This is a genomic window from Kribbella sp. NPDC006257 (assembly GCF_040613535.1).
In the GTDB taxonomy this organism is placed as follows: Bacteria; Actinomycetota; Actinomycetes; order Propionibacteriales; family Kribbellaceae; genus Kribbella.
Genome location: NZ_JBEXSJ010000025.1, coordinates 50,821 through 69,930 on the forward strand (window position 1 = coordinate 50,821; position 19,110 = coordinate 69,930).

The 19,110-nt window shown below is 68.0% G+C and carries 23 protein-coding genes; 14 read left to right on the top strand and 9 right to left on the bottom strand.

Translation table 11 applies throughout. From position 1 onward, the window contains the following. Positions 1-5 precede the first annotated feature (5 nt). The 3 genes from ABZ004_RS27075 to ABZ004_RS27085 are packed head-to-tail and all read left to right on the top strand — an operon-like array spanning position 6 to position 1,421. Positions 6-398, top strand: a complete 393-nt coding sequence (locus ABZ004_RS27075; RefSeq protein WP_355683869.1) for a hypothetical protein — start codon at positions 6-8, stop codon at positions 396-398. A gap of 55 nt (positions 399-453) precedes the next feature. Continuing rightward, entirely contained in the window at positions 454-1,125 is a 672-nt protein-coding gene (locus ABZ004_RS27080) for a peptidylprolyl isomerase (protein ID WP_355683870.1), read from the top strand. Between the two features lie 59 nt (positions 1,126-1,184). Then, positions 1,185-1,421, top strand: coding sequence for a VOC family protein (locus ABZ004_RS27085; RefSeq protein ID WP_355683871.1), 237 nt, complete (start codon positions 1,185-1,187; stop codon positions 1,419-1,421). A 24-nt stretch (positions 1,422-1,445) separates the two neighbouring features. Here the strand turns inward: ABZ004_RS27085 and ABZ004_RS27090 are convergent, their stop codons facing one another. Next, positions 1,446-2,423 (bottom strand): CoA ester lyase, encoded by a 978-nt coding sequence (locus ABZ004_RS27090; protein WP_355683872.1) that lies wholly within the window; start codon positions 2,421-2,423, stop codon positions 1,446-1,448. Between the two features lie 128 nt (positions 2,424-2,551). Here ABZ004_RS27090 and ABZ004_RS27095 point away from each other — a divergent pair, with 128 nt between their 5' ends. From ABZ004_RS27095 to ABZ004_RS27135, 9 genes are all read left to right on the top strand, one after another. Continuing rightward, positions 2,552-3,079 carry a hypothetical protein gene (locus tag ABZ004_RS27095; protein WP_355683873.1) on the top strand — a complete coding sequence of 176 codons (528 nt, stop codon included), beginning with the start codon at positions 2,552-2,554 and terminating at the stop codon, positions 3,077-3,079. Positions 3,080-3,230: 151 nt separating this feature from the next. Then, complete coding sequence (locus tag ABZ004_RS27100; protein WP_355683874.1) at positions 3,231-4,493, top strand: CBS domain-containing protein; 1,263 nt, start codon at positions 3,231-3,233, stop codon at positions 4,491-4,493. Then, the gene (locus tag ABZ004_RS27105) at positions 4,483-5,016 is read left to right on the top strand and encodes a DUF1003 domain-containing protein (protein WP_355683875.1); all 534 of its coding nucleotides are present in this window, start codon (positions 4,483-4,485) and stop codon (positions 5,014-5,016) included. Before ABZ004_RS27100 ends, ABZ004_RS27105 begins: the two co-directional genes overlap by 11 nt. A 45-nt stretch (positions 5,017-5,061) precedes the next feature. Continuing rightward, a complete protein-coding gene (gene htpX / locus ABZ004_RS27110; protein WP_355683876.1) occupies positions 5,062-5,964 on the top strand; it encodes a zinc metalloprotease HtpX in 903 nt (300 codons plus the stop codon). A gap of 4 nt (positions 5,965-5,968) precedes the next feature. Beyond that, positions 5,969-6,532, top strand: coding sequence for a hypothetical protein (locus tag ABZ004_RS27115; RefSeq protein WP_355683877.1), 564 nt, complete (start codon positions 5,969-5,971; stop codon positions 6,530-6,532). Between the two features lie 633 nt (positions 6,533-7,165). Beyond that, a complete protein-coding gene (locus tag ABZ004_RS27120; RefSeq protein ID WP_355683878.1) occupies positions 7,166-8,311 on the top strand; it encodes an Mrp/NBP35 family ATP-binding protein in 1,146 nt (381 codons plus the stop codon). A gap of 27 nt (positions 8,312-8,338) precedes the next feature. Then, entirely contained in the window at positions 8,339-9,427 is a 1,089-nt protein-coding gene (locus ABZ004_RS27125; RefSeq protein ID WP_355683879.1) for a GNAT family protein, read from the top strand. A gap of 37 nt (positions 9,428-9,464) precedes the next feature. Continuing rightward, positions 9,465-9,797: a metalloregulator ArsR/SmtB family transcription factor gene (locus ABZ004_RS27130; RefSeq protein ID WP_355683880.1), complete on the top strand. Its 333-nt coding sequence runs from the start codon at positions 9,465-9,467 to the stop codon at positions 9,795-9,797. Positions 9,798-9,819: 22 nt separating this feature from the next. Further along, positions 9,820-10,584, top strand: a complete 765-nt coding sequence (locus ABZ004_RS27135; RefSeq protein WP_355683881.1) for an SRPBCC domain-containing protein — start codon at positions 9,820-9,822, stop codon at positions 10,582-10,584. On the opposite strand, the gene ABZ004_RS27140 is transcribed toward ABZ004_RS27135, so the two are convergent. The 7 genes from ABZ004_RS27140 to ABZ004_RS27170 all read right to left on the bottom strand — a co-directional run bounded on the left by ABZ004_RS27140 (position 10,581) and on the right by ABZ004_RS27170 (position 16,024). Then, positions 10,581-10,922: a sec-independent translocase gene (locus tag ABZ004_RS27140; RefSeq protein WP_355683882.1), complete on the bottom strand. Its 342-nt coding sequence runs from the start codon at positions 10,920-10,922 to the stop codon at positions 10,581-10,583. The two genes, ABZ004_RS27135 and ABZ004_RS27140, sit on opposite strands and share 4 nt — an antisense overlap. Before the next feature lie 97 nt (positions 10,923-11,019). Further along, positions 11,020-12,462 (bottom strand): trypsin-like peptidase domain-containing protein, encoded by a 1,443-nt coding sequence (locus ABZ004_RS27145; protein ID WP_355683883.1) that lies wholly within the window; start codon positions 12,460-12,462, stop codon positions 11,020-11,022. Between the two features lie 61 nt (positions 12,463-12,523). Continuing rightward, a complete protein-coding gene (locus tag ABZ004_RS27150) occupies positions 12,524-13,585 on the bottom strand; it encodes a transcriptional regulator (protein WP_355683884.1) in 1,062 nt (353 codons plus the stop codon). 3 nt (positions 13,586-13,588) lie between these two features. Then, entirely contained in the window at positions 13,589-14,197 is a 609-nt protein-coding gene (locus ABZ004_RS27155; RefSeq protein ID WP_355683885.1) for a zf-HC2 domain-containing protein, read from the bottom strand. Further along, on the bottom strand, positions 14,194-14,868 hold the full coding sequence (gene sigE, locus ABZ004_RS27160; protein WP_355683886.1) for an RNA polymerase sigma factor SigE: 675 nt from the start codon (positions 14,866-14,868) through the stop codon (positions 14,194-14,196). The genes ABZ004_RS27155 and sigE overlap by 4 nt, the downstream gene beginning before the upstream one ends. 322 nt (positions 14,869-15,190) lie before the next feature. Next, complete coding sequence (locus ABZ004_RS27165; protein ID WP_355683887.1) at positions 15,191-15,412, bottom strand: biotin/lipoyl-binding carrier protein; 222 nt, start codon at positions 15,410-15,412, stop codon at positions 15,191-15,193. A gap of 45 nt (positions 15,413-15,457) precedes the next feature. Next, positions 15,458-16,024 carry a CGNR zinc finger domain-containing protein gene (locus ABZ004_RS27170; protein ID WP_355683888.1) on the bottom strand — a complete coding sequence of 189 codons (567 nt, stop codon included), beginning with the start codon at positions 16,022-16,024 and terminating at the stop codon, positions 15,458-15,460. Between the two features lie 67 nt (positions 16,025-16,091). On the opposite strand from ABZ004_RS27170, the gene ABZ004_RS27175 reads away from it, so the two are divergent. Continuing rightward, positions 16,092-17,294: an MFS transporter gene (locus ABZ004_RS27175; RefSeq protein WP_355683889.1), complete on the top strand. Its 1,203-nt coding sequence runs from the start codon at positions 16,092-16,094 to the stop codon at positions 17,292-17,294. Here the strand turns inward: ABZ004_RS27175 and ABZ004_RS27180 are convergent. After that, complete coding sequence (locus ABZ004_RS27180; RefSeq protein ID WP_355683890.1) at positions 17,291-18,190, bottom strand: SIS domain-containing protein; 900 nt, start codon at positions 18,188-18,190, stop codon at positions 17,291-17,293. The genes ABZ004_RS27175 and ABZ004_RS27180 overlap by 4 nt on opposite strands. Before the next feature lie 107 nt (positions 18,191-18,297). Between ABZ004_RS27180 and ABZ004_RS27185 the strand changes: the two genes are divergently transcribed. After that, positions 18,298-19,080, top strand: a complete 783-nt coding sequence (locus ABZ004_RS27185) for a DeoR/GlpR family DNA-binding transcription regulator (protein WP_355683891.1) — start codon at positions 18,298-18,300, stop codon at positions 19,078-19,080. The last annotated feature ends 30 nt before the right edge of the window (positions 19,081-19,110 follow it).

Sequence of the window (19,110 nt, forward strand, 5' to 3'; positions counted from 1 at the left end):
CTCACATGACCATGTCCCGGTTCGTCCGCCGAGCCTCCGCCGCAGCCACCGGACTGCTGATCGCCGGAATCACCTTCGTCACCGCCGGTGCGCCGCAGGCTGCCGCAGCAGGTCATGGCGCCGGCTTCTACGGCGTCTGGGCGGACAATGTGTCGGTCCGCGCGGACTCCAGCGAAGAATGCGATCTGTACCCAGGTCCGGGCAACTGTCCGCGAGTGATCGACCATGTCAACTCCTGGAGCGTCGTCAAGGTCTTCTGCCAGAACGGCACCGGAACCGTTGTCGGCGGTAACCCCTACTGGCTCTGGGTCTCGACCCCGAACGGCATCTACGGCTGGATGGCCAGCTACTACGTCGAGAACGCGACGAACCGCATCGACGGCCTCGAGGACTGCTGACATCCGTGGTCGAGAATCCGGTGACAACGGTGTCACGCGCCGCTAATGTCCTGGCATGAAGCGACCAACGATCCCTGCCCTGATCGCGGCCACCCTGGTCGCCGCGACGCTGACCACGACCACCGCGGCGGCGGCGCCCGCAGTACGGGATGGACACCAGCCGCCGACCGTTCAGTGCCAGTTCACGCCGACGCCGGAGAATCCAGCTGCCAAGCCGGTCACCGTGCCGCCGGCGACGGCGCTGGCGAAGGGCACCGTCGACGTGTACTTCGTGACGAACTACGGGCCGTTCGTGGTCCGGATGGACCGGGCGAACGCGCCGTGCGGCGTCTCCAATTTCGTGCATCTGACGACGAGCAAGTTCTACGACTTCACCCAGTGCTTCCGGTTGACGAACTCGGCGCGGCTCGGCGTCCTGCAATGCGGTGACATCTACCGCCAGGAGGAAGGCGGGCCGGGGTACAAGTTCCCCGACGAGGTGACCGGCAAGGAGACCTACCCGCGCGGCACCGTTGCTATGGGCAACCAAGGTCCGGGCACCAACGGGAGCGAGTTCTTCGTCGTGCACTCGTTCGCGAACATCCCGCCGGACTACACCGTCCTCGGCCATGTCATCTTCGGCATGTCCGCCTTCGACCGGATGGTCAAGGCAGGCATCGCCGACCCCGACCAGGACGGCCCGCCGGTCCGCCCGATCCGCCTCCTCAAGGTCTTCACCCTCGGCTGACCGGCTCCTCGTCTTGTGCCGGGGAAGGGTAATTCCGGCGCCACAGGGCTAGCGTGAGGATGTGGCAGCTGTTCCTCAGCGCCAGAAGCGAGCCGGGAAAACCGTCGATCCTCTACTTCCGCGTCGACGACATCCGGACGGCGTACGACGAGCTCACCGCCCGCGGCGTCAGCTTCGAGGCGGCTCCACAGCTTATTCACAAGCATGATTCAGGTGTCGAAGAATGGATGGCCTTCTTTCCCGACCCCGACGGCCACCTGCTCGCCCTGATGTCCCAGGTGCCACCCGCGGGCTGAGCGAGGCCCGGGGTCCGGGCGACGTCAGTCGGCGGGCGGTTGCCAGACGTCGGTGCGGGTCATGCCGGCGGCCCGGCCCTTGGCGGAGATGACGAGTGCCATCTTGCGGGAGGCCTCGTCGATCATCTCGTCCCCGAGCATGACTGCGCCGCGGGCGCCGCCGGCGGCCGAGGTGTAGTGGTCGTAGGCGTCGAGGATGTTCTCGGAGTGGTCGTAGTCCTCCTGGCGCGGCGAGTACACCTCGTTGGCGGCCGCGATCTGGTCCGGGTGCAGGACCCACTTGCCGTCGAAGCCGAGCGCTGCGGAGCGACCCGCGACCCGCCGGAACCCGTCGAGTTCCTTGATCTGCAGGTAGGGGCCGTCGATCGCCTGCTTGCCGTAGGCGCGCGCCGCCATCAGGATCTGCATCAGGATGTAGTGGTAAGCGTCGCCCACGTCGTACCCGGGCGGCTGCTCCCCTACCACCAAAGACTTCATGTTGATCGAAGCCATGAAATCGGCCGGGCCGAAGATGATCGTCTCGACCCGCGGCGAGGCGGCGGCGATCGCGTTGACGTTGGTCAGCCCGAGCGCGTTCTCGATCTGCGCCTCGATCCCGAGCCGGCCGACCTCGAGCCCGTGCACCTTCTCCAGCTGGGTCAACAGGAGGTCGAGCGCGACCACCTGCTCGGCGGTCTGCACCTTCGGCAGCATGATGCAGTCGAGATTCGCGCCGGCGCCGGAGACGACCTCGATCACGTCGGCATAGGTCCACTCGGTGGTCCAGTCGTTTACCCGGACCACCCGCGTCTTCGTACCCCAGCCGCCTTCGTTCAGCGCCGCGACGATGTTCTTCCGGGCGTCCACCTTGGCGATCGGCGCGACCGAGTCCTCCAGGTCGAGGAACACCTGGTCGGCGTCCAGCCCCTTCGCCTTCTCCAGGAACCGCGGGTTGGACCCGGGTGTCGCCAGGCAGGACCGCCTGCTCCGGAAGGCCTTGCCGGTACTCGTCTCGTCAGCCATCGCCGCATCCCTTGCCTCGGTTACCCGTCGGTCACCCGCAGCGTACGGCGAATCGTCGCGCCCATGCGGTGACCTCCCTCACGCGCCGTCCGTGTCCCGCCTCACCTGGTTGTGACAGGCTGAGGTTTGTGACGAGTGACGAGGCTGTGGCGGAGATCGCTGGGGTGATGAAGAAGGCCGGGCTCGTCTGGCTGTCCTGGGGCGGCGGGCGGCCGATGCCGGCCTGGTTCGCCACGGTCGACGGCTCGTACGTCGTACTCGCGGACCGCTCCGGGAGTGCCGAGCAACCCCTGCCGGGCCTGGCCGAGGCGGGGACGGCCGACGTCGTCGTACCGGCGAAGCCCGCGACGAACCGGTTGGCTGCGTGGAAGGCGTCCGTACGCCGGTTGGAGCCGGGCAGTGACGAGTGGACGGCCGCTGCCCAGGTGCTCCGGACCGAGCGGCTCAATGCGGCCGGGCTGGAGACGCAGCTCGATCGGTGGAAGACCGAGGCCGACCTGCTCGTCCTGGAGCCGACGGGCCCGGTCAGTGAGTCGGCAGGGCAATGGGACGACCGGTCGAGGCTGGAGACTCCCGCGGGCAGCCCGGCGACGACCCGAGGCAAGCGCCCGATCACGTTCCACCGGCGCTCGAAGCGGCGCCCCAAATTGACCTGACCGGAGCGCGATTTACCCGGATCCCGCTGCGGCGTGCGGGTGAGCGTCGTACGGGCGGTTAGCCTTCGAGCATGGACGAGCGGAGCGAGTTCATCAATCGGCACAGTGCGGCGGTCCGCTCAGCCGCGCCCGCAGCGAAGCGAGGACGCGGATGAGCGGCTCTCCTTCGCGCGTCTACATCGCCCGGCTGGCCGGTCTCCCGGTGTACGACCCGAACGGGGACCAGGTCGGCAAGGTTCGCGATGTCGTCGTGATGCTCAGACAGGGTCACCAGCCGCCGCGGGTGCTCGGGCTGGTGGTCGAGGTGTTCACCCGGCGGCGGATCTTCCTGCCGATGACCCGGGTCACCTCGGTCGATGCCGGTCACGTGATCACCACCGGTCTGGTGAACATGCGGCGCTTCGAGCAGCGGGCGACCGAAGTACTGGTGCTCGGTGAGCTCCTCGACCGGACCGTCGTCATCCGCGAGACCGGCGCATCGGCGGTCGTGTTCGACCTGGCGATGGAGCAGTGGCGGACCCGCGACTGGGTGCTGACCAAGGTCGCTGTCACCGAGGGCGCGAAGCGATTCCGGCGGCGTGGACAGTCGCACGTGCTGGACTGGGCGGACGTCAGCGATCTCGGGCAGGCCGAGGAAGGGCAGGGCGCGACCCACATCCTGGCGGCGTTCGAGTCGATGAAACCGGCCGACCTGGCGGGGATCCTGCATGACCTGTCGCCCAAGCGGCGCAAGGAGATCGCTTCGGCATTGGATGACGAGCGGTTGGCCGACGTACTGGAGGAACTGCCCGAGGATGACCAGGTGGAGATCCTGGCCGGCCTGGATACCGAGCGGGCGGCGGACGTGCTGGAGGAGATGTCACCGGATGATGCGGCCGACCTGATCGCGGAGTTGCCGACCGAGACGGCCGAGCGGTTGCTGACGTTGATGGAACCCGATGAGGCTGAGGATGTCCGGCGGCTGCTGACGTACGAGGAGCGGACGGCGGGCGGCTTGATGACGTCGGAGCCGGTGATTCTGCCCGCCGACGCGACGATCGCCGACGCGTTGGCACACGTTCGTAATGCCGAGTTGAGCCCGGCGCTGGCCGCGATGATCTATGTCTGCAGGCCGCCGCTGGAGACCCCGACCGGCCGGTTCATCGGGATCGCGCACATCCAGCGACTGCTCCGCGAACCCCCGTCGGCGCTGGTATCCGTTGCCCTCGACACCGATCTCGACGGGCTCCGGGCGGACGACAGTTTGCATGCCGTGAGCAAGTACCTGGCGACCTACAACCTGGTCGCGGCGCCCGTCCTCGACGACGAGGGCCGGCTGCTCGGCGCGGTCACCGTTGACGACGTCCTCGACCATCTGCTCCCCGAAGACTGGCGCGAATCCTCACCGCAGGAGGTGGATCACCATGGCGCGTGACGACCGTAGTTCCGACGACCGCCGGCTGATCCGGACCGCCGACCGGCTGGACATCCCGCGCGAACTCCGGCGCACGATCGTCCGGCGGCGCGCGTACGACGCGGACGCGTTCGGCCGGATGTCGGAACGGATCGCCCGGTTCCTCGGCACCGGCCAGTTCCTGGTCTACATGACCGCGACGATCCTGCTCTGGGTCGGCTGGAACATCTTCGCGCCGGAGCATCTGCGCTGGGACCAGTACCCATTCATCTTCCTGACCCTGGCGCTCAGCCTGCAGGCGTCGTACGCCGCTCCGCTGATCCTGCTCGCCCAGAACCGCCAGGAGGCCCGCGACCGGGTCCAGTACGAACGCGACCGCGACGTCGACGCCCGCAGCCGCGCCGACATGGAGTTCCTGGCGCGCGAGATGGCAGCGCTCCGGATGTCCATCGGCGAGGTCGCGACCCGGGACTTCCTCCGCTCCGAACTCCGCACCCTGCTAGCCGAACTGGACCACAAGGACCGCGAGGACGACCGGGTCTGAGCGTCTTTGCCGCCGCGCTACGGTTGCTAGCAAGGAGGGCGGCGGATGAAGACTCGTTTCAGGCCCGATCGTGGGCTGACCAGCCGGATGGTGGTGACCAGCTTTCTGCTGGGGCTGCTGTACGTAGCGTTCGTCGCGGCACTGATCGCGTTGACGAGCAGCGCCGTACTGGCCGTCGTGATCGCGGCTGGGATGCTGTTCGCGCAGTACTGGTTCTCCGACCGGATCGCGCTGTATGCGATGCGCGGGCGGATCGTCACGCCGGAGGAAGCGCCGCAACTGCACGGCGCGATCGACCGGCTGTGCGCGCTGGCCGACATGCCGAAGCCGCGCGTTGCGATCGCCGATGTGGACCTGCCGAACGCGTTCGCGACCGGGCGCAATCCCAACAAGGCTGTCGTCTGCGTGACGACCGGGATCATGCGGCGGCTGGACGCCGACGAGCTCGAAGGTGTGCTCGCGCATGAGCTGTCGCACGTGGCACACCGCGACGTGGCCGTGATGACGATCGCTTCGTTCCTCGGTGTGCTGGCCGGGTTGATCACGCGCTTCGGGCTGTACAGCGGCATGGGCGGCCGGGGGCGGGATCAGAACACCGCGGTGATCGTGCTGACCATCGTGGCGGTCTCGGCCGTTGTCTACGCGATCTCGTTCCTGCTCACGCGAGCGCTGTCCCGCTATCGGGAACTCGCCGCGGACCGGGCCGGTGCAATGCTCACCGGCCGACCGTCGGCGCTGGCTTCGGCGCTCACCAAGATCAGCGGGGAGATCGCCCGGATACCGTCGCGCGACCTGCGCCAGGCGGAGGCCTTCAACGCGTTCTTCTTCGCCCCCGCCATCTCCGGCAAGGGCGTGAGCCTCTCGTCGCTGTTCTCCACCCACCCGCCGCTCGAGACACGCCTCGACCGGCTCGGTGTGCTGTCCCGCGAACTGGGCGAGCAAGCTTAGGTCTATGGGTCTCCTCGATATCCTCCTCGGCCGGAGCAAAGCCGTCCCGCCGAATCTCGATCAGCTGTTCTCGCTACCCTCGGCCGCGATCACCTTGCAGACGGCGGCAGGCTACCGCGCGACCGGGAGTGGTTCGGTCTGCTTCAAAGCAGCCGAAGGCGGCGGCTTCTCGACGATGCGCGAAGAGGTCGACAAACTCCTCGCGCTCGACAACGGCAAATTCACCAGTACGACGGACTCGTACGGCTTCACCTGGTTGGTCCGCGAAACCTCCCCCGACGACCTCGAAGGCCTGGTGACCGACCTGCACGCGGTCAACACGTCCCTCGTCGACGCCGGCTTCGGCAACGCCCTGCTCTGCACGCTGGTCTCCTTCACCAACGGCACCCAGTCGCTCGGCCTGGTCTACCTCTACAAACGCGGCTCCTGGTACCCGTTCGTCCCCGTCGGCACCGACCGCCGCGACAACGCCACCGAACTCCAGATCAAGTCCGTCATCGGCCCCGACCTCAACTTCGAACCAGACCTCTCCCGCTGGTTCCCCATCTACGGAGCCCCCGGACTCTAGGACGTCAGACGCCCTGGACAAGTCTCCTCGCAGGCAACATTCATGGATAAATCCAGGCCTCCAGCCAACATTTCGTGGATAAACATTGGCTGGTAGGTAACAAATTGCGACAAAATGTTGTGCGTGTAGGCCTCTCGAACCTAAGCCACCAACGGACAACGGGTTCAGATATCGCGAGCGCGATAGCGTCTCGGGTGGATCGGCAGCAGCCTGCTGGTCAAGGCGGACAGGACCCCGCTCTGGGCATCCAAACGACCCGGCCGATCATCGGGCCTCCTTCTCCTTCCGCCCGCGAATCGCCAGCAACCGGGCTGCACCTCCCTATCTCCAGGGCGTCATGGGGAGCACTGCTGCCCATTCCGGGCGGGTTCCACTCCCCAATCACCAGGCACCTGCCGGGGGCGGAGAGGAGAGTTGCCGTCGGAGGAGACGACTGGGCTTCTGCCGATCGAGGCCGGATGGTTCCGATCGCGACGCTTGAGGTGCGCGGAGACCTCGGAGGAACTATTGCCAGGCTCAGGAGCCAGTCGGCCCGGCACTCGCAGTACGGGCGTTGCTAAGGGTTGCCTTGCCGGGCGTAGCTCACAGTGGACTGCGGTTCGGGGGTAGACGGGGAGCACGTAGCCTGGGTGTATGGGTCTTACTGCTGATCAGGTGACGGTTGCGCTCGGTTCCGTGATGGATCCGGAGATCAAGAAACCGATCACCGAGCTCGGAATGGTCGAGTCGGTCGTCGTCCGCGAGGACGGCGTGGTCGCGGTGCGGATCCTGCTGACCGTCGCGGGCTGCCCGATGAAGGACACCTTGCGGCGGGACACGACCGCCGCGGTGAGCGCCCTGGCCGGTGTCACCGGGGTGGAGATCGACCTCGGGGTGATGTCGACCGAGCAACGCGCCGCGCTGCAGACGCAACTGCGCGGCGGGGTGGCCGAGAAGGAGATCCCGTTCGCGCGGGCCGACTCCCTGACCAAGGTGTTCGCGATCGCGTCCGGCAAGGGTGGCGTCGGCAAGTCGTCGGTGACGGTGAACCTGGCGGTCGCGATGGCGGCCAAGGGGTTGTCGGTCGGCGTACTGGATGCCGACATCTACGGGCACTCGATCCCGGCGATGTTCGGCGTCGCGGACGAGCGGCCGACCGCGGTCGACGACATGATCATGCCGGTGCCCGCGCACGGCGTGAAGGTGATCTCGATCGGCATGCTGAAGCCCAAGCGCGACCAGGTGGTCGCCTGGCGCGGGCCGATCCTGGACCGCGCGCTGGTGCAGATGCTCGCCGACGTGTACTGGGGCGACCTCGACGTACTGCTCCTCGACCTGCCGCCCGGCACCGGTGACATCGCGATCTCGGTCGGCCAGCGGCTCACGTCGGCCGAGGTGATCGTGGTGACGACGCCGCAGGAGGCCGCGGCCGAGGTCGCCGAACGCGCCGGGACGATGGCGCAGATGGTGCACCAGCGGGTGGCCGGCGTGATCGAGAACATGTCGTTCCTGCCCTGCCCGCACTGTGGTCCCGAGCACCGGATCGAGATCTTCGGTTCCGGCGGCGGCGCCCGGGTCGCGGAGACGCTGTCGAAGCGGCTCGGCTACGAGATCCCGCTGCTTGGCGAGGTCCCGCTCGACGAACGCCTCCGCAGCGGCGGCGACAACGGCCAGCCGCTCGCGATGGCCAACCCCGAAACCCCGGCCGCCCAGGTCCTCGACCAGATCGCCACCCGCCTAGGCGGCAAACCCCGAGGCCTCCTCGGCCGCCAACTAGGCCTCTCCCCCGTCGGCCGCTGACCGGTTCCTTGGTGTTGACTTCGGCGGGTGACCTTTCCCGCCGAAACTCCCGTTCTGAGCGATGGTGTGGTGAGCCTGCGGGCGCCTCTCGACACCGATCTGCCTGGTGCTGTTGAGCGGTATACCGAGGAGCCGGGGGGTTCGTTCGGTGCCGATGATGCGCGGAACTGGATGGGCTTCGGCATCGCCGAGGCTTGGGCAGCGGGCACGCAACTCGTGTTCGTGATCGAGTACCAAGGCCGGTACGCCGGGTCGGTCGGGCTGGTTCCTGATGCGATGGGCAACGCGAGTGTGCACTACGGATTGGCCCGGTGGGCTCGTGGTGCAGGAGTTGCCGCGCGGGCGGTGCGGTTGGCGTTGGCGTTCGGATTCGAGGAGTGCGGGTTCCGCGTCATCCATTGGTGGGCTGCCGTGGGGAACTGGCCGTCTCGGCGGGTTGCTTGGGCTTGCGGGTTCCGGTCGGGGCCGATGATTCCTGGGTTGGCGGAGGTGGCTGGGCGGCGTACGGATGCCTGGACCGGATGGATCCTGCCTGGCGATCGGCGTGAAGCGCGGCAACGGTGGTTGGAGGTTCCGGTGCTTGAGACGGCGCGGGTCAGGTTGCGGATGTGGCGGGACGACGAGGCCGACCGGATCAGCGCCGCGCGGACCAACCACGCGACCGCGCACTTCCTGCCGTTCATCCCGCAACCGTTCACCGCCGACGACGCTCGCTGGTGGTTGACGGACATGGACGAGCAGGCCGCCGCGGGCCGGCGACTCAACTGGTGCGTCGCGGACGTGTCGACCGATCTCGGGCTCGGCAATCTGACGCTGTTCAACCTTGGCGGCGACGGTGACGGCGAACTCGGCTACTGGATGCACCCCGACGCCCAGGGCCGCGGTGTGATGAACGAAGCCCTCCGGTGCATGACTAGCTGGTACTTCGGGGCGTCGAGCGAAGGTGGTTTTGGCGGTACTCGGCTGGTGATCCGGACGGCAGCGACCAACAAGGCTGCCCGCAAGGTCGCGGAGTCGGCCGGCTTCCGGTACGTCGGCAGCGAGCGCGAAGCCTTCCGTCTCGCGACCCACCAGGACGATCGAGTGACCTACGACCTTCTCGCGAGTGACCTCTAGCGTTCGCGGAATGGTTGCTCTAGAGTAACGGTTGCTGATGAGTAACCAAGTGGCGGTTGATGAGGTGCTCGACGCGTTGGGTGATCGGACCCGGCGGCAGATCGTCGAGCGGTTGCGGCGTGGGGCGATGCCGGTCGGTGAGTTGGCAGAGGAGCTGCCGGTGGGGCGGCCGGGGGTGAGCAAGCATCTGCGGGTGCTGGAGGGCGCTGGGCTGGTCGTGCATCAGAGTGTCGGGACGCGCAATTTGTACGCGCTGGCGCCCGAGGGTTTTACCACTCTGCAGCAGTGGCTGGTCGGGGCCTGGGATCAAACTCTGGCTGCGTTCGCCGACCGGGTTGCGGAAAAAGAAGGTCAGGTCGGCGAGGAGTAGGACCAGGAGAAGGAGTCTGCTGATGGGTGAGTTGGTGCCGATTCGGCGGCAGGTGGTGGTTCGGGGTGCGGCTGCTTCGGCGTTCGAGGTGTTTACCGCCGAGGTCGGGGCTTGGTGGCCGATGGGGGTGCACAGCGTGTACGGCAAAGACGCCACCGTTGCCTTCGCCGGGGAGCGGCTGGTCGAACGCGGGCCGGAGGGCGACGAGGCGGTGTGGGGCGAGGTGCTCGACTGGGATCCGCCGAGCCGGCTCAGGATCACCTGGCATCCCGGGTCGGATCCGGCGAAGGCGAGCGAGGTCGAGGTGACGTTCGCCGAACTGCCTGGCGATCAGGTGCTCGTCACGCTCGAACATCGGGGCTGGGAGCGCTTCACCGATCCGGTTGCTGCGCGCGCGGAGTACAACCGCGGCTGGCCGCACGTGCTGGCGGGTTACGCGGATCTCGCCTCAGGCGAAACTCCCGTACTACGAGGCGAAGGTCCCCTCTGGCTAGCGCTGCTCCACACCGAGGGGCCGGCGTTGCCTGATGGTGAATCGATCTTTGCCCAGCCTGACTTCGCCGAGCATGTCGCGTTCCTGCAGCGGCTGGAGAAGGAAGGGGTGCTGGTCGCCGCAGGTCCGATCGATCTGCCGGGGATGGCTACTGGCATGACGGTCATCCAGGTCCCGGAGCCTGCCGACGCGGCGACGTACGTGCGGATGGCGCACGAGGACGACCAATCCGTAGTACGGGGTCTACTGCAGGTGCGAGTACAGCCCTGGCACGTGCAGCTGGCCGGAGGTTAGGTCGACTCGGGGTCGTAGGGGGCTCGTTGGCCGGCCGGGAGGCGCTCGGGGGTGGCCAGGTCCATGGACGAGACGGGCTTGTCGAAGTCGTCGTCGTCCATGCCCTCGAGCAGGTGCTTGCGGACGAAGCTGCGCGGGTTGAGATCGCGGACATCCAGGTCGGCGAACTCCGGGCCGAGCTCGTTGCGGAGATCGTTCTGCGCGTTGTTGACCATCTGCCGGACCTGCCGCAGCAGCCGGCCCGCCGTCCGGGCGAACTCCGGCAGCCGGTCAGGGCCGAAGACGAGCACGGCGACGATCGCGATCACGACGAGCTCGAGTGGCCCCACGCCGAACATGTCCCCACCTCTCCCACTACCGACAGATGCACCGCGGACAGCGTAGCCCGCACCCGGTCAGCCCGTCCCCCGGCCCAGCCCGTACGCCGCTCCCAGGTCAGCCCGTCTGCTGGCCCAGGGTGACGGTGACCTGGCGGGGTTTGCCGCCGCGTTCGAACTCCAGCCGGACGGTCTCGCCGGGGCGATGGGTGCGGATCGCCACGATCAGGGCTTCCGCGCTGTCCACCGCCTGGCTGTTGATCTTGGTGATCACATCGCCGGTCCGCAGCCCGACCCGGGACGCGGGCGAGGCGGCGGTCACGTCGGTGACCCGCGCGCCGCCCTCGAAGTTCATGTCCACGTTCGCGCCGATCACCGGGTAGAACGCCTTCCCGGACTCGATCAGCTGCTGCGCAGTACGCCGTGCCTGGTCGATCGGGATCGCGAAGCCCAGCCCGATACTCCCGCTTTGGCCTTCCTCGGCACCACGAACGGTCGCGATCGCCGAGTTGATCCCGATCACCTTCGCGTTCATGTCGACCAGCGGCCCGCCCGAGTTGCCCGGGTTGATCGCCGCGTCGGTCTGCAACGCGCTGATGTACGAGATCTCGCCCTCGCCGCCGGCCGTGACCGGACGGTTCTTCGCCGAGACGATCCCGGAAGTGACCGTCCCGGCGAGCCCGAGCGGCGAACCGATCGCGACGACGTCCTGCCCGACGATCGCCTGCTCCGACTGGCCGAACTGCACCGACGGCGCGTCCAGCCCGTTCACCTGGACCACGGCCAGGTCGTACGCCGGGGAGCGGCCGACGAGCCGGGCGGTCGCCGTCTTGCCGCTCTGCGTCACCACCTGGATCGAGCCGCCCTTCGCGGCGGCCGCGACGACGTGGTTGTTGGTGAGAATGTGTCCGGCGGTGTCGATCGCGAACCCGGAGCCGGTGGCGGCCGAGTTGTCCTCGCCCTCGACATTCAGCTGGACGACGCTCGGCAGCAGCGTCGCCGCGACCGCCGAGACGGAGCCGGTGCGGATCTTCGGGTCGGTGCCGACGCCGATCGCGGGGCCACTCGGGTCGTCGATCGGGCCGTTGTTGTCCAGCGCGACGACGGTCACCGCGGCGCCGGTGCCGGCGATCAGGCCGACGATCAGCGCGACGATGGCGGCGATCAGGATGGTGCGGTTGCCCTTCGGCGGCGGCGCCGGGGTGTACGCCCGGGCCTGCTGCTGGTGCCAGTCGAGCGGCGGAGGCGGGGTGTACGTCGGTTGCCGGGTCGGCCAGGCCTGTCCCTGGTACGCCGGGCGGAACCCGCCACTCTCCAGCGGCTCCGGCCGCCCGAAGCTCCGCTGAGTCACCGACCGAGCCGGCGCCTGCCGATACGGCGCACTGCCTCCCGGACTCGGCAGAGGAGCACCAGAAGAAGCGGGCGCCGGCGTACTGGTGGGTGGGGTGGGGGGTACGACAGGGCCCGCGGTCGGCCGTTCGGGGGGCAGGACGCGGGTGGGTTCCGGGTCGGCCGGGTCGATCGGCGTACGGACTGTCGGTTCGGCGTCATCCCAGTTCACGGTGGCCGCCTCACGTCGTGGTTGGTTCGGTCGGGGTTCCGGTAGGTACTCCCAGAATTGATTATCCCAGCTTCCAGGAGAGCGCACCCATCGGCGTGAGCCACTTCGCCATTTTGGCCAGTCCGGTACCCATCCGTTCGACCGCCGTCACAGTAGGTGGCGGCTGATGCGGGAAGGCCGCGACCACCCGAGTCAACTGGTCGTACGGCAGATCCCCGACCAGCGTGTACACGATCCCGTTGGACGACCACATCGCGTACGACGGCATCCCGTAGCGCTGGTAGACCTGTGCCCCCTCGTCCGTCTTGATCGCTGTGTAGCCAACCAGTGCAGCAGGATCCAGCTCTCCGCGCTGCTCGAACAGCGAGACGTTGAACAACCCGTCGGAGTACGAGAACTGCAGCGACTTCGACGAGGTGTCCTGATGTACGTCGTACAACTGCAGGTCGGACGGAAGCGACGCGGCGCACGTCCACCCCTCGGACCGAAGGCTGTCGACTTTGCTCATCCCAATCGCCTCAACCCCACTTGGAGCCATCGGCGGCAGGTGCCCGAGGAACTCGGAGTCCTCGATCTCCAGATCGGTGAACACAGTCGCCCGGACCATCGTCTTGCCGTCCGGGCTGAACAACTGCCGCTGCAGGAGCAAGCCGGTCGCCTTGTCGATCCAGAAGCGCGCCGCCAGTGTCTTGTCACCACGCAGCGCTTCAACCAGTACTGCGGACCGCCCGATGGTGTCCGTGCAGCACTTGTAGGTCAGCTCGTACGTCGCTTTGAGCAGCGCTAGCGGCCCACCATCCACAGTGGGCCCCACTGTGTGACTGGCTCGCTGCACGAACGCCTTCGCGCCTGGTGAGGAACCAGAGCCGACTACTGAGATCTCCGACCCCTGCGAGGCCGCATGGACGATGTCGAGCATCGCCGAGCTCGCCCCGGCCGGTCCCCAGGAGGTGATGATCTGCGTGCCGTGGTACGACACGTTGTCGGGTGCAGCGGCAGCGCGTTCCAGCCAGTTGACCGCGGTCGGTGAGTCTTCACGCGGTGCGGCGACGGCTGCGGGCATAGGCAGGCCGAAGCCGATCAGTGCGGTGCTGACCAGGACGGCGAGCCGGGAGAGGCTCACTGCTCAGCGTCCCGCGAGGGCCACCGGCTGGAGCGTCGGGCTCAGCCCTGCGTACCCCGTCCCGTTGAAGGAGTTCAGCATGGCGACCGGGTCGGTGAACGGCGTGCCGTTGGTCGCAGCGGCATGGTCGGCCGAGAAGCTCGCCACTGGCGGCTGCAGCACCGGCGGCCGCTCGGTGCGCGCCGGGTCGCCGAGCACGAACGCAGTACCGAGCAGTGAAGCCACTGCGGCAGCAGAACCGGCCGCACCCAGTACGCCGGTACGCCGGCGGGCGCGGCTGACTCGGGAGCCCGGCCGGGTCGCACCGGTGCGGGCAGCCGGGAACGCCGAGCGCTGCGGGAACAGGGAGACCACCGGCGTCACCACCGGCCGCACCTCTTCGCGCGGCTCGGTCGAGAACGACGGCACACCCAGCAGTCGCTGCATCAGGTCGCTGGACGGCTCCATCGGAGCGGCTGCGGCCAGGCGCCCCTTGAGCCGACGCTGGGCGTCGACCTCACTACGGCAGGTCTCACAGCTGACCAGGTGACTCAGGACCTTGTCCCGCGAGTCGTGGTCCAGCTCGCCGTCCACGACGGCGCTCAGCTTGTCCAGGGGATGTTGCAGCGTCACCGGTCGTCACCTCCGGCGAGTGACGGTCCGTCGGCGGACGGGCCACTGACACGGGTCTGACCTTCGCGAGGCGCGCGGTGCTCGAGGTGTTTGCGCAGCATCGAACGGCCTCGGTGGATCCGGCTCCGGACGGTCCCCAGCTTCACGTCCAGCACATCGGCGATCTCGTCGTACGTCATGCCCTCGATGTCGCAGAGCACGACGGCTGCCCGGAAGTCCTCCGGCAGCGCGTCCAGTGCGCCCTGCACATCGTGGTCGAACAGGTCGGAGTCCAGCTTCTCGGCCGGGCCCGAGCCCTTGGACGGCAGCCGGTCGTGCGCGTCGTCCGGCAGCCCGTCGAAACGGATCCGCTGCCGGCGGCGGGCGCCGTCCAGGAAGAGGTTGGTGGTGATCCGGTAGAGCCAGCCCTCGAACGTGCCCGGTGTGTACGACGACAGCGAGCGGAAGACCCGGACGAACACTTCCTGGGTCAGGTCCTCGGCGTCGTGCTTGTTACCGGTCAGCCGGTAGGCCAGCCGGTACACGCGGGCGGAGTGCGTCCGGACGATCTCGTCCCAGGAGGGCAGCGTCTCGACCACGGGCTGGGGCTGGGGAGCCGGCGCCACGGAGGTGTCGATCGGCTTCACGACAACACCTCCCTGGGTCCGCTCGGCAACGAGTGAGAACACCATGGTGCCGCGTTCACCGTCCTCTTCGCACGTCGGGTACACCCTGGTCGGACCCTGGGATGCCAGTACGACGAGTCAACGGCCCCCGCAACCGGGAAGTTCCCCGGCCCCGCGGTGTTCCTCGTAGTACAAGACGTATGAGCGGCCATTTCGGTTGAACGCCAGCGGTGTGTCTCGTGGAGAGCTTGAGTGCCGGCGGTGTCCAGGTGGGTGCATCGCAAGGCGGAGGACAGGGCTCGATGCTTTTCCATCGTGCCCTTTCCTCCGCCGCCGCGAGGTGCCCGCCTGGGCGCCGCCGGTGCCAAGCTGTCCACGAGACACACCGCTAGTTCTCTTCGATCACGGCGATCGGGTCGCCGTCGCGGACGACTTCGCCCTCGGAGACCTTCAGCTCGAGGATGGTGCCGGCCACTTCGGCCAGCACCGGGATCTCCATCTTCATCGACTCGAGGATGACGAGGGTGTCCTCCGGACCCACCGTGTCCCCGGCCTTGGCGATGATCGTCTGGACGTTCGCCACCAGCTCTGCCACCACGGTGTGACTCACGCGCCGCTCCTCCTCCGCCCGGAGAACTCCGGATCTCCGAGGATCCTAGAACTGTTTCCTGAGAGATTGCCTAGCGTTCGGGTGAGATTGCCGAGCGCGGTACGACGCGACGCGGGTCCGGCTGGAGCACGTCGGGGTGCAGAACCGGCGCGGCCGGCGTTCGGCCGGGTTGACGAAGACCCGCTCGCAGTCGGGCGCAGCGCAGGTATCGATCGCCTGGAACCCGTGCCCGGCGGCGAATCCGGCCAGGCCGAGCGCAGTACCGGCGGCGAGCCATTCGGCCCAGCTCGCCCCGGGCTTCGCGACATGCAGATGCCAGGACGCGCCGTCATGATCCGACAGATACGGCCGTACGGCGTACTCGGCGAGCAGTGCGTTGAGGATCCGGGCCGCTTCGCCCGGCTCGGCATGGAAGACCGGCCGCAATCGCTCGCGAACAGCCTTGACCGCTGCGAGATCCGCTTCGTCGACCTCGGCGGTGGGCTCACCGTGCTCCAGCAGGAACCGGCTCAGCGCTGTAGTCGAGGTCAGTTGCTCCGGGTCCATCGTGCGGGTGTTGACCAGGTCGACGGCCAGCTGGATCAGCCGGTCCGGGGTCTGCAAGCTTTCCACTCGACCGATCGTAACGCCTTTGCTAGCGTAACGCGTAACAACCATCTATGCGTTACGGAGAATCTCGATGCACGAGCTGCTCTCCACCAAAGGTATGGCCGCGTACTACGGAGCCGCGACGCTCGCGCGCCTCGGCGCCGAGATGGTCGTGTTCACGATCGTCCTGCTCGTCCTGGAGCGCACAGACAGCCCTGGACTCGCGGGGCTGACCGGAGCGGCCTACGCGCTTCCGGCGATCGCGACAGGTCCCCTGCTCGGTGCATGGCTCGACCGCACCCATCACCGCCGTGCGGCGATCGCACTGAACCAAGTCCTCGTCGCCGCGGTGATGCTAGGCCTGCTAGCCGTCACCGGACACGGACCGCACTGGATCACCCCGGCACTGGCCGCCGTAGCCGGTACGACGCTGCCGCTGGTGAGCGGCGGTTTCACCAGCATGCTCCCGAGTCTCGTACCGCAACCGCTCCTGGCGGGCGCCAACTCGTTGGAGGCGGCCAGCTTCGGCGCGGCGACCATCGCAGGCCCGGCAGCTGCGGCCACCATCGCGGCAGCAGTGTCCGTCGAAGCGGCAGGTGCTGTCATCGTGGTCACTGCGATCACCAGCATTCTCGTCATCAGCCGGCTGCCCGCACTGCCACCGGCTGTCGCACCGAAGGACCGTCAGCCGTTGCTTGCCTCGGTCCTCGGCGGCCTGTCGCATCTGGCCCGCAGTCCTCGGCTCCGCGCATCGACCCTGACCTCCACAGCCGTCATGGGAGCGACAGGCTTCCTCCTGATCACACTGCCGCTGCACATGCAGTCCCTGGGCGCATCGCGAGCTGCAGCCGGGTACCTGTGGACAGCACTCGAGATCGGCAGCGTCACGACCGCCGTACTGCTCGGGCGCTGGCAGAGCCGTTGGCGTCCTGAGTTGGTCGTGATCGCCGCCGTGGCCGCGTACGGCCTGGCCATGGCGTCGTGGACGCTCGCCGGCAGTCTCGTGGTCCTCTTGGTGCTCGCGCTAGCCACCGGCCTCGTCGAAGGTCCGATGCTTCCGGCCATGTTCGCCGCGCGTCAGCAGTACAGCCCACTAGAGCTGCAGGGCCGCGTCAGCACCACAGCAGCCAGCCTCCGGGTAGGCACTGCCGCCATTGGTCAAGCAGCGGGCGGCGTACTGGTGCCTGTCGTCGGCACCCACGCCGCCCTCCTACTCGTAGCAGCTGGCTTGATCGCTGCTTCGGGGCTCGGTCTGCTCAGCCGCAGTCATCCCGCAGCAGTTGCCAGCTCCTAGTCAAGGATGACCGAGCGGCTGAGGCTGCGCGGCTGGTCCGGGTTGAGGCCGAGCGCGAGGGACTTGGCGACGGCGACCCGCTGGGCGACCACCAGGGACGCCATCGGGTCGAGGTCCGGGTGGTGCACGATCGTGGCGCCGGTGGCCGCCACGTCGTCGAGCAGACCGGCCGGGGCCTCGCCGAAGATCCACACGCCGCGGCCGGGCTGGGCGATCGCGATCGGGCCGTGCCGGTAGTCCATCGCCGGGTACGCCTCGGTCCACGCCGACGCCGCCTCGCGCTGCTTCAGACCGGCCTCGTGCGCGAGTCCGACGGTCCACCGCGTCCCGACGTACGTGACCTGCTCCAGTTTCGCCAGGTCGTCCACGTCGTACGTCAGCGCCTTCTCGGCATCGGCGGCCGCCTTCGACAGGTCCTCGCCGAGCGACGCGCGCAGCAGCGCCAGCGTCGTGGTGGCGAACCGGGTCTGTACGACGGACTGCTCGTCGGCGAAGTCGAGCATGATCGTGTGGTCGGCCAGCTCCACGATCGGCGAGCCCTGGGTCGCGGTGATCGCGATCGTCGGCAGATCGGTGGTACGGACCAGGTCGAGGATCTCGGTGGTCGTCCCCGAGCGGCTGATCACCACCACCGCGTCGTACGAGCGCCCGGCCGGGAACTCCGAGCCGGCGAACGCGTCGGTCTCGCCCAGGCCGAGGTCTTCGCGCAATGCTGCGTACGCCATCGCCATGAACCACGAGGTGCCGCAGCCGACGGCGGCAACCCGCTGTCCGGGCTTGGGCAACGCGTCACCGTACTGCGCGTAACCGTCCGCGACCTGCCGCCAGAGAACCGGCTGGGTGGCGATTTCGGTACTCACATACGGCGTATCGCGCACAAATGACGTATCTGTCATGTCTTCTCCGGACTTGTAATGGTCGAAACTGCTCGAACGTGATCGAATGGTGCCAACCGGCAGCCGTCCGGCTGACCGATTGTGTGCTGTTTGAGGAGGACCCCCGGGTGAAGCGTTATGAACGGCTGAACACGTTGCTCGAGTCGCTCGCGGAAAAGGGCGCCATCGATGTCGACGAGCTCGCCGAGCAGTTGCACGTCTCGGCGGCGACGATCCGGCGCGATCTCGACCACCTCGGCAAGCAGCAGCTGCTCACCCGGACCCGCGGCGGCGCCGTCGCCAACGCGGTCTCCTACGACCTTCCGCTGCGCTACAAGACTGCGCGTTTCGCGTCGGAGAAGCAGCGCATTGCGCAGGCCGCGGCCACTCTGGTCCGGCGCGGCATGGTGATCGGGATGAACGGCGGCACCACCATCTCCGAGGTGGCGCGCACGCTGGCGACCCGGCCGGAGCTGTCCGCCGAGCACGGCGAGCCGGCCTTCACGCTCGTCACCAACGCACTGAACATCGCCAACGAGCTGATCGTCCGGCCGCACGTCAAGATGGTGCTGACCGGCGGCGTGGCCCGGCCGCAGTCGTACGAGATGATCGGCCCGCTGTCGCACCGGATCCTGGCCGACCTGTCGCTGGACATCGCCTTCATCGGCGTCGACGGGATCGACGAGACCGGTGCCACCGCCCACCACGAGGGCGAGGCGAACATCAACCAGCTGATCGTCAGCCGGGCCGCCAAGGTGGTCGTGGTGGCCGACTCGTCCAAGCTCGGCCAGCGCGCGTTCGCCCGGATCTGCGAGCTGACCGAGATCGACACGCTCGTCACCGACGCGCAGGCCGACGAGTCCCAGCTGGCCGTCTTCAAGGAAGCCGGGATCGACGTCATCCGGTCCTGACACCCCGCACCTCCCTCTCCTGACGGGTCA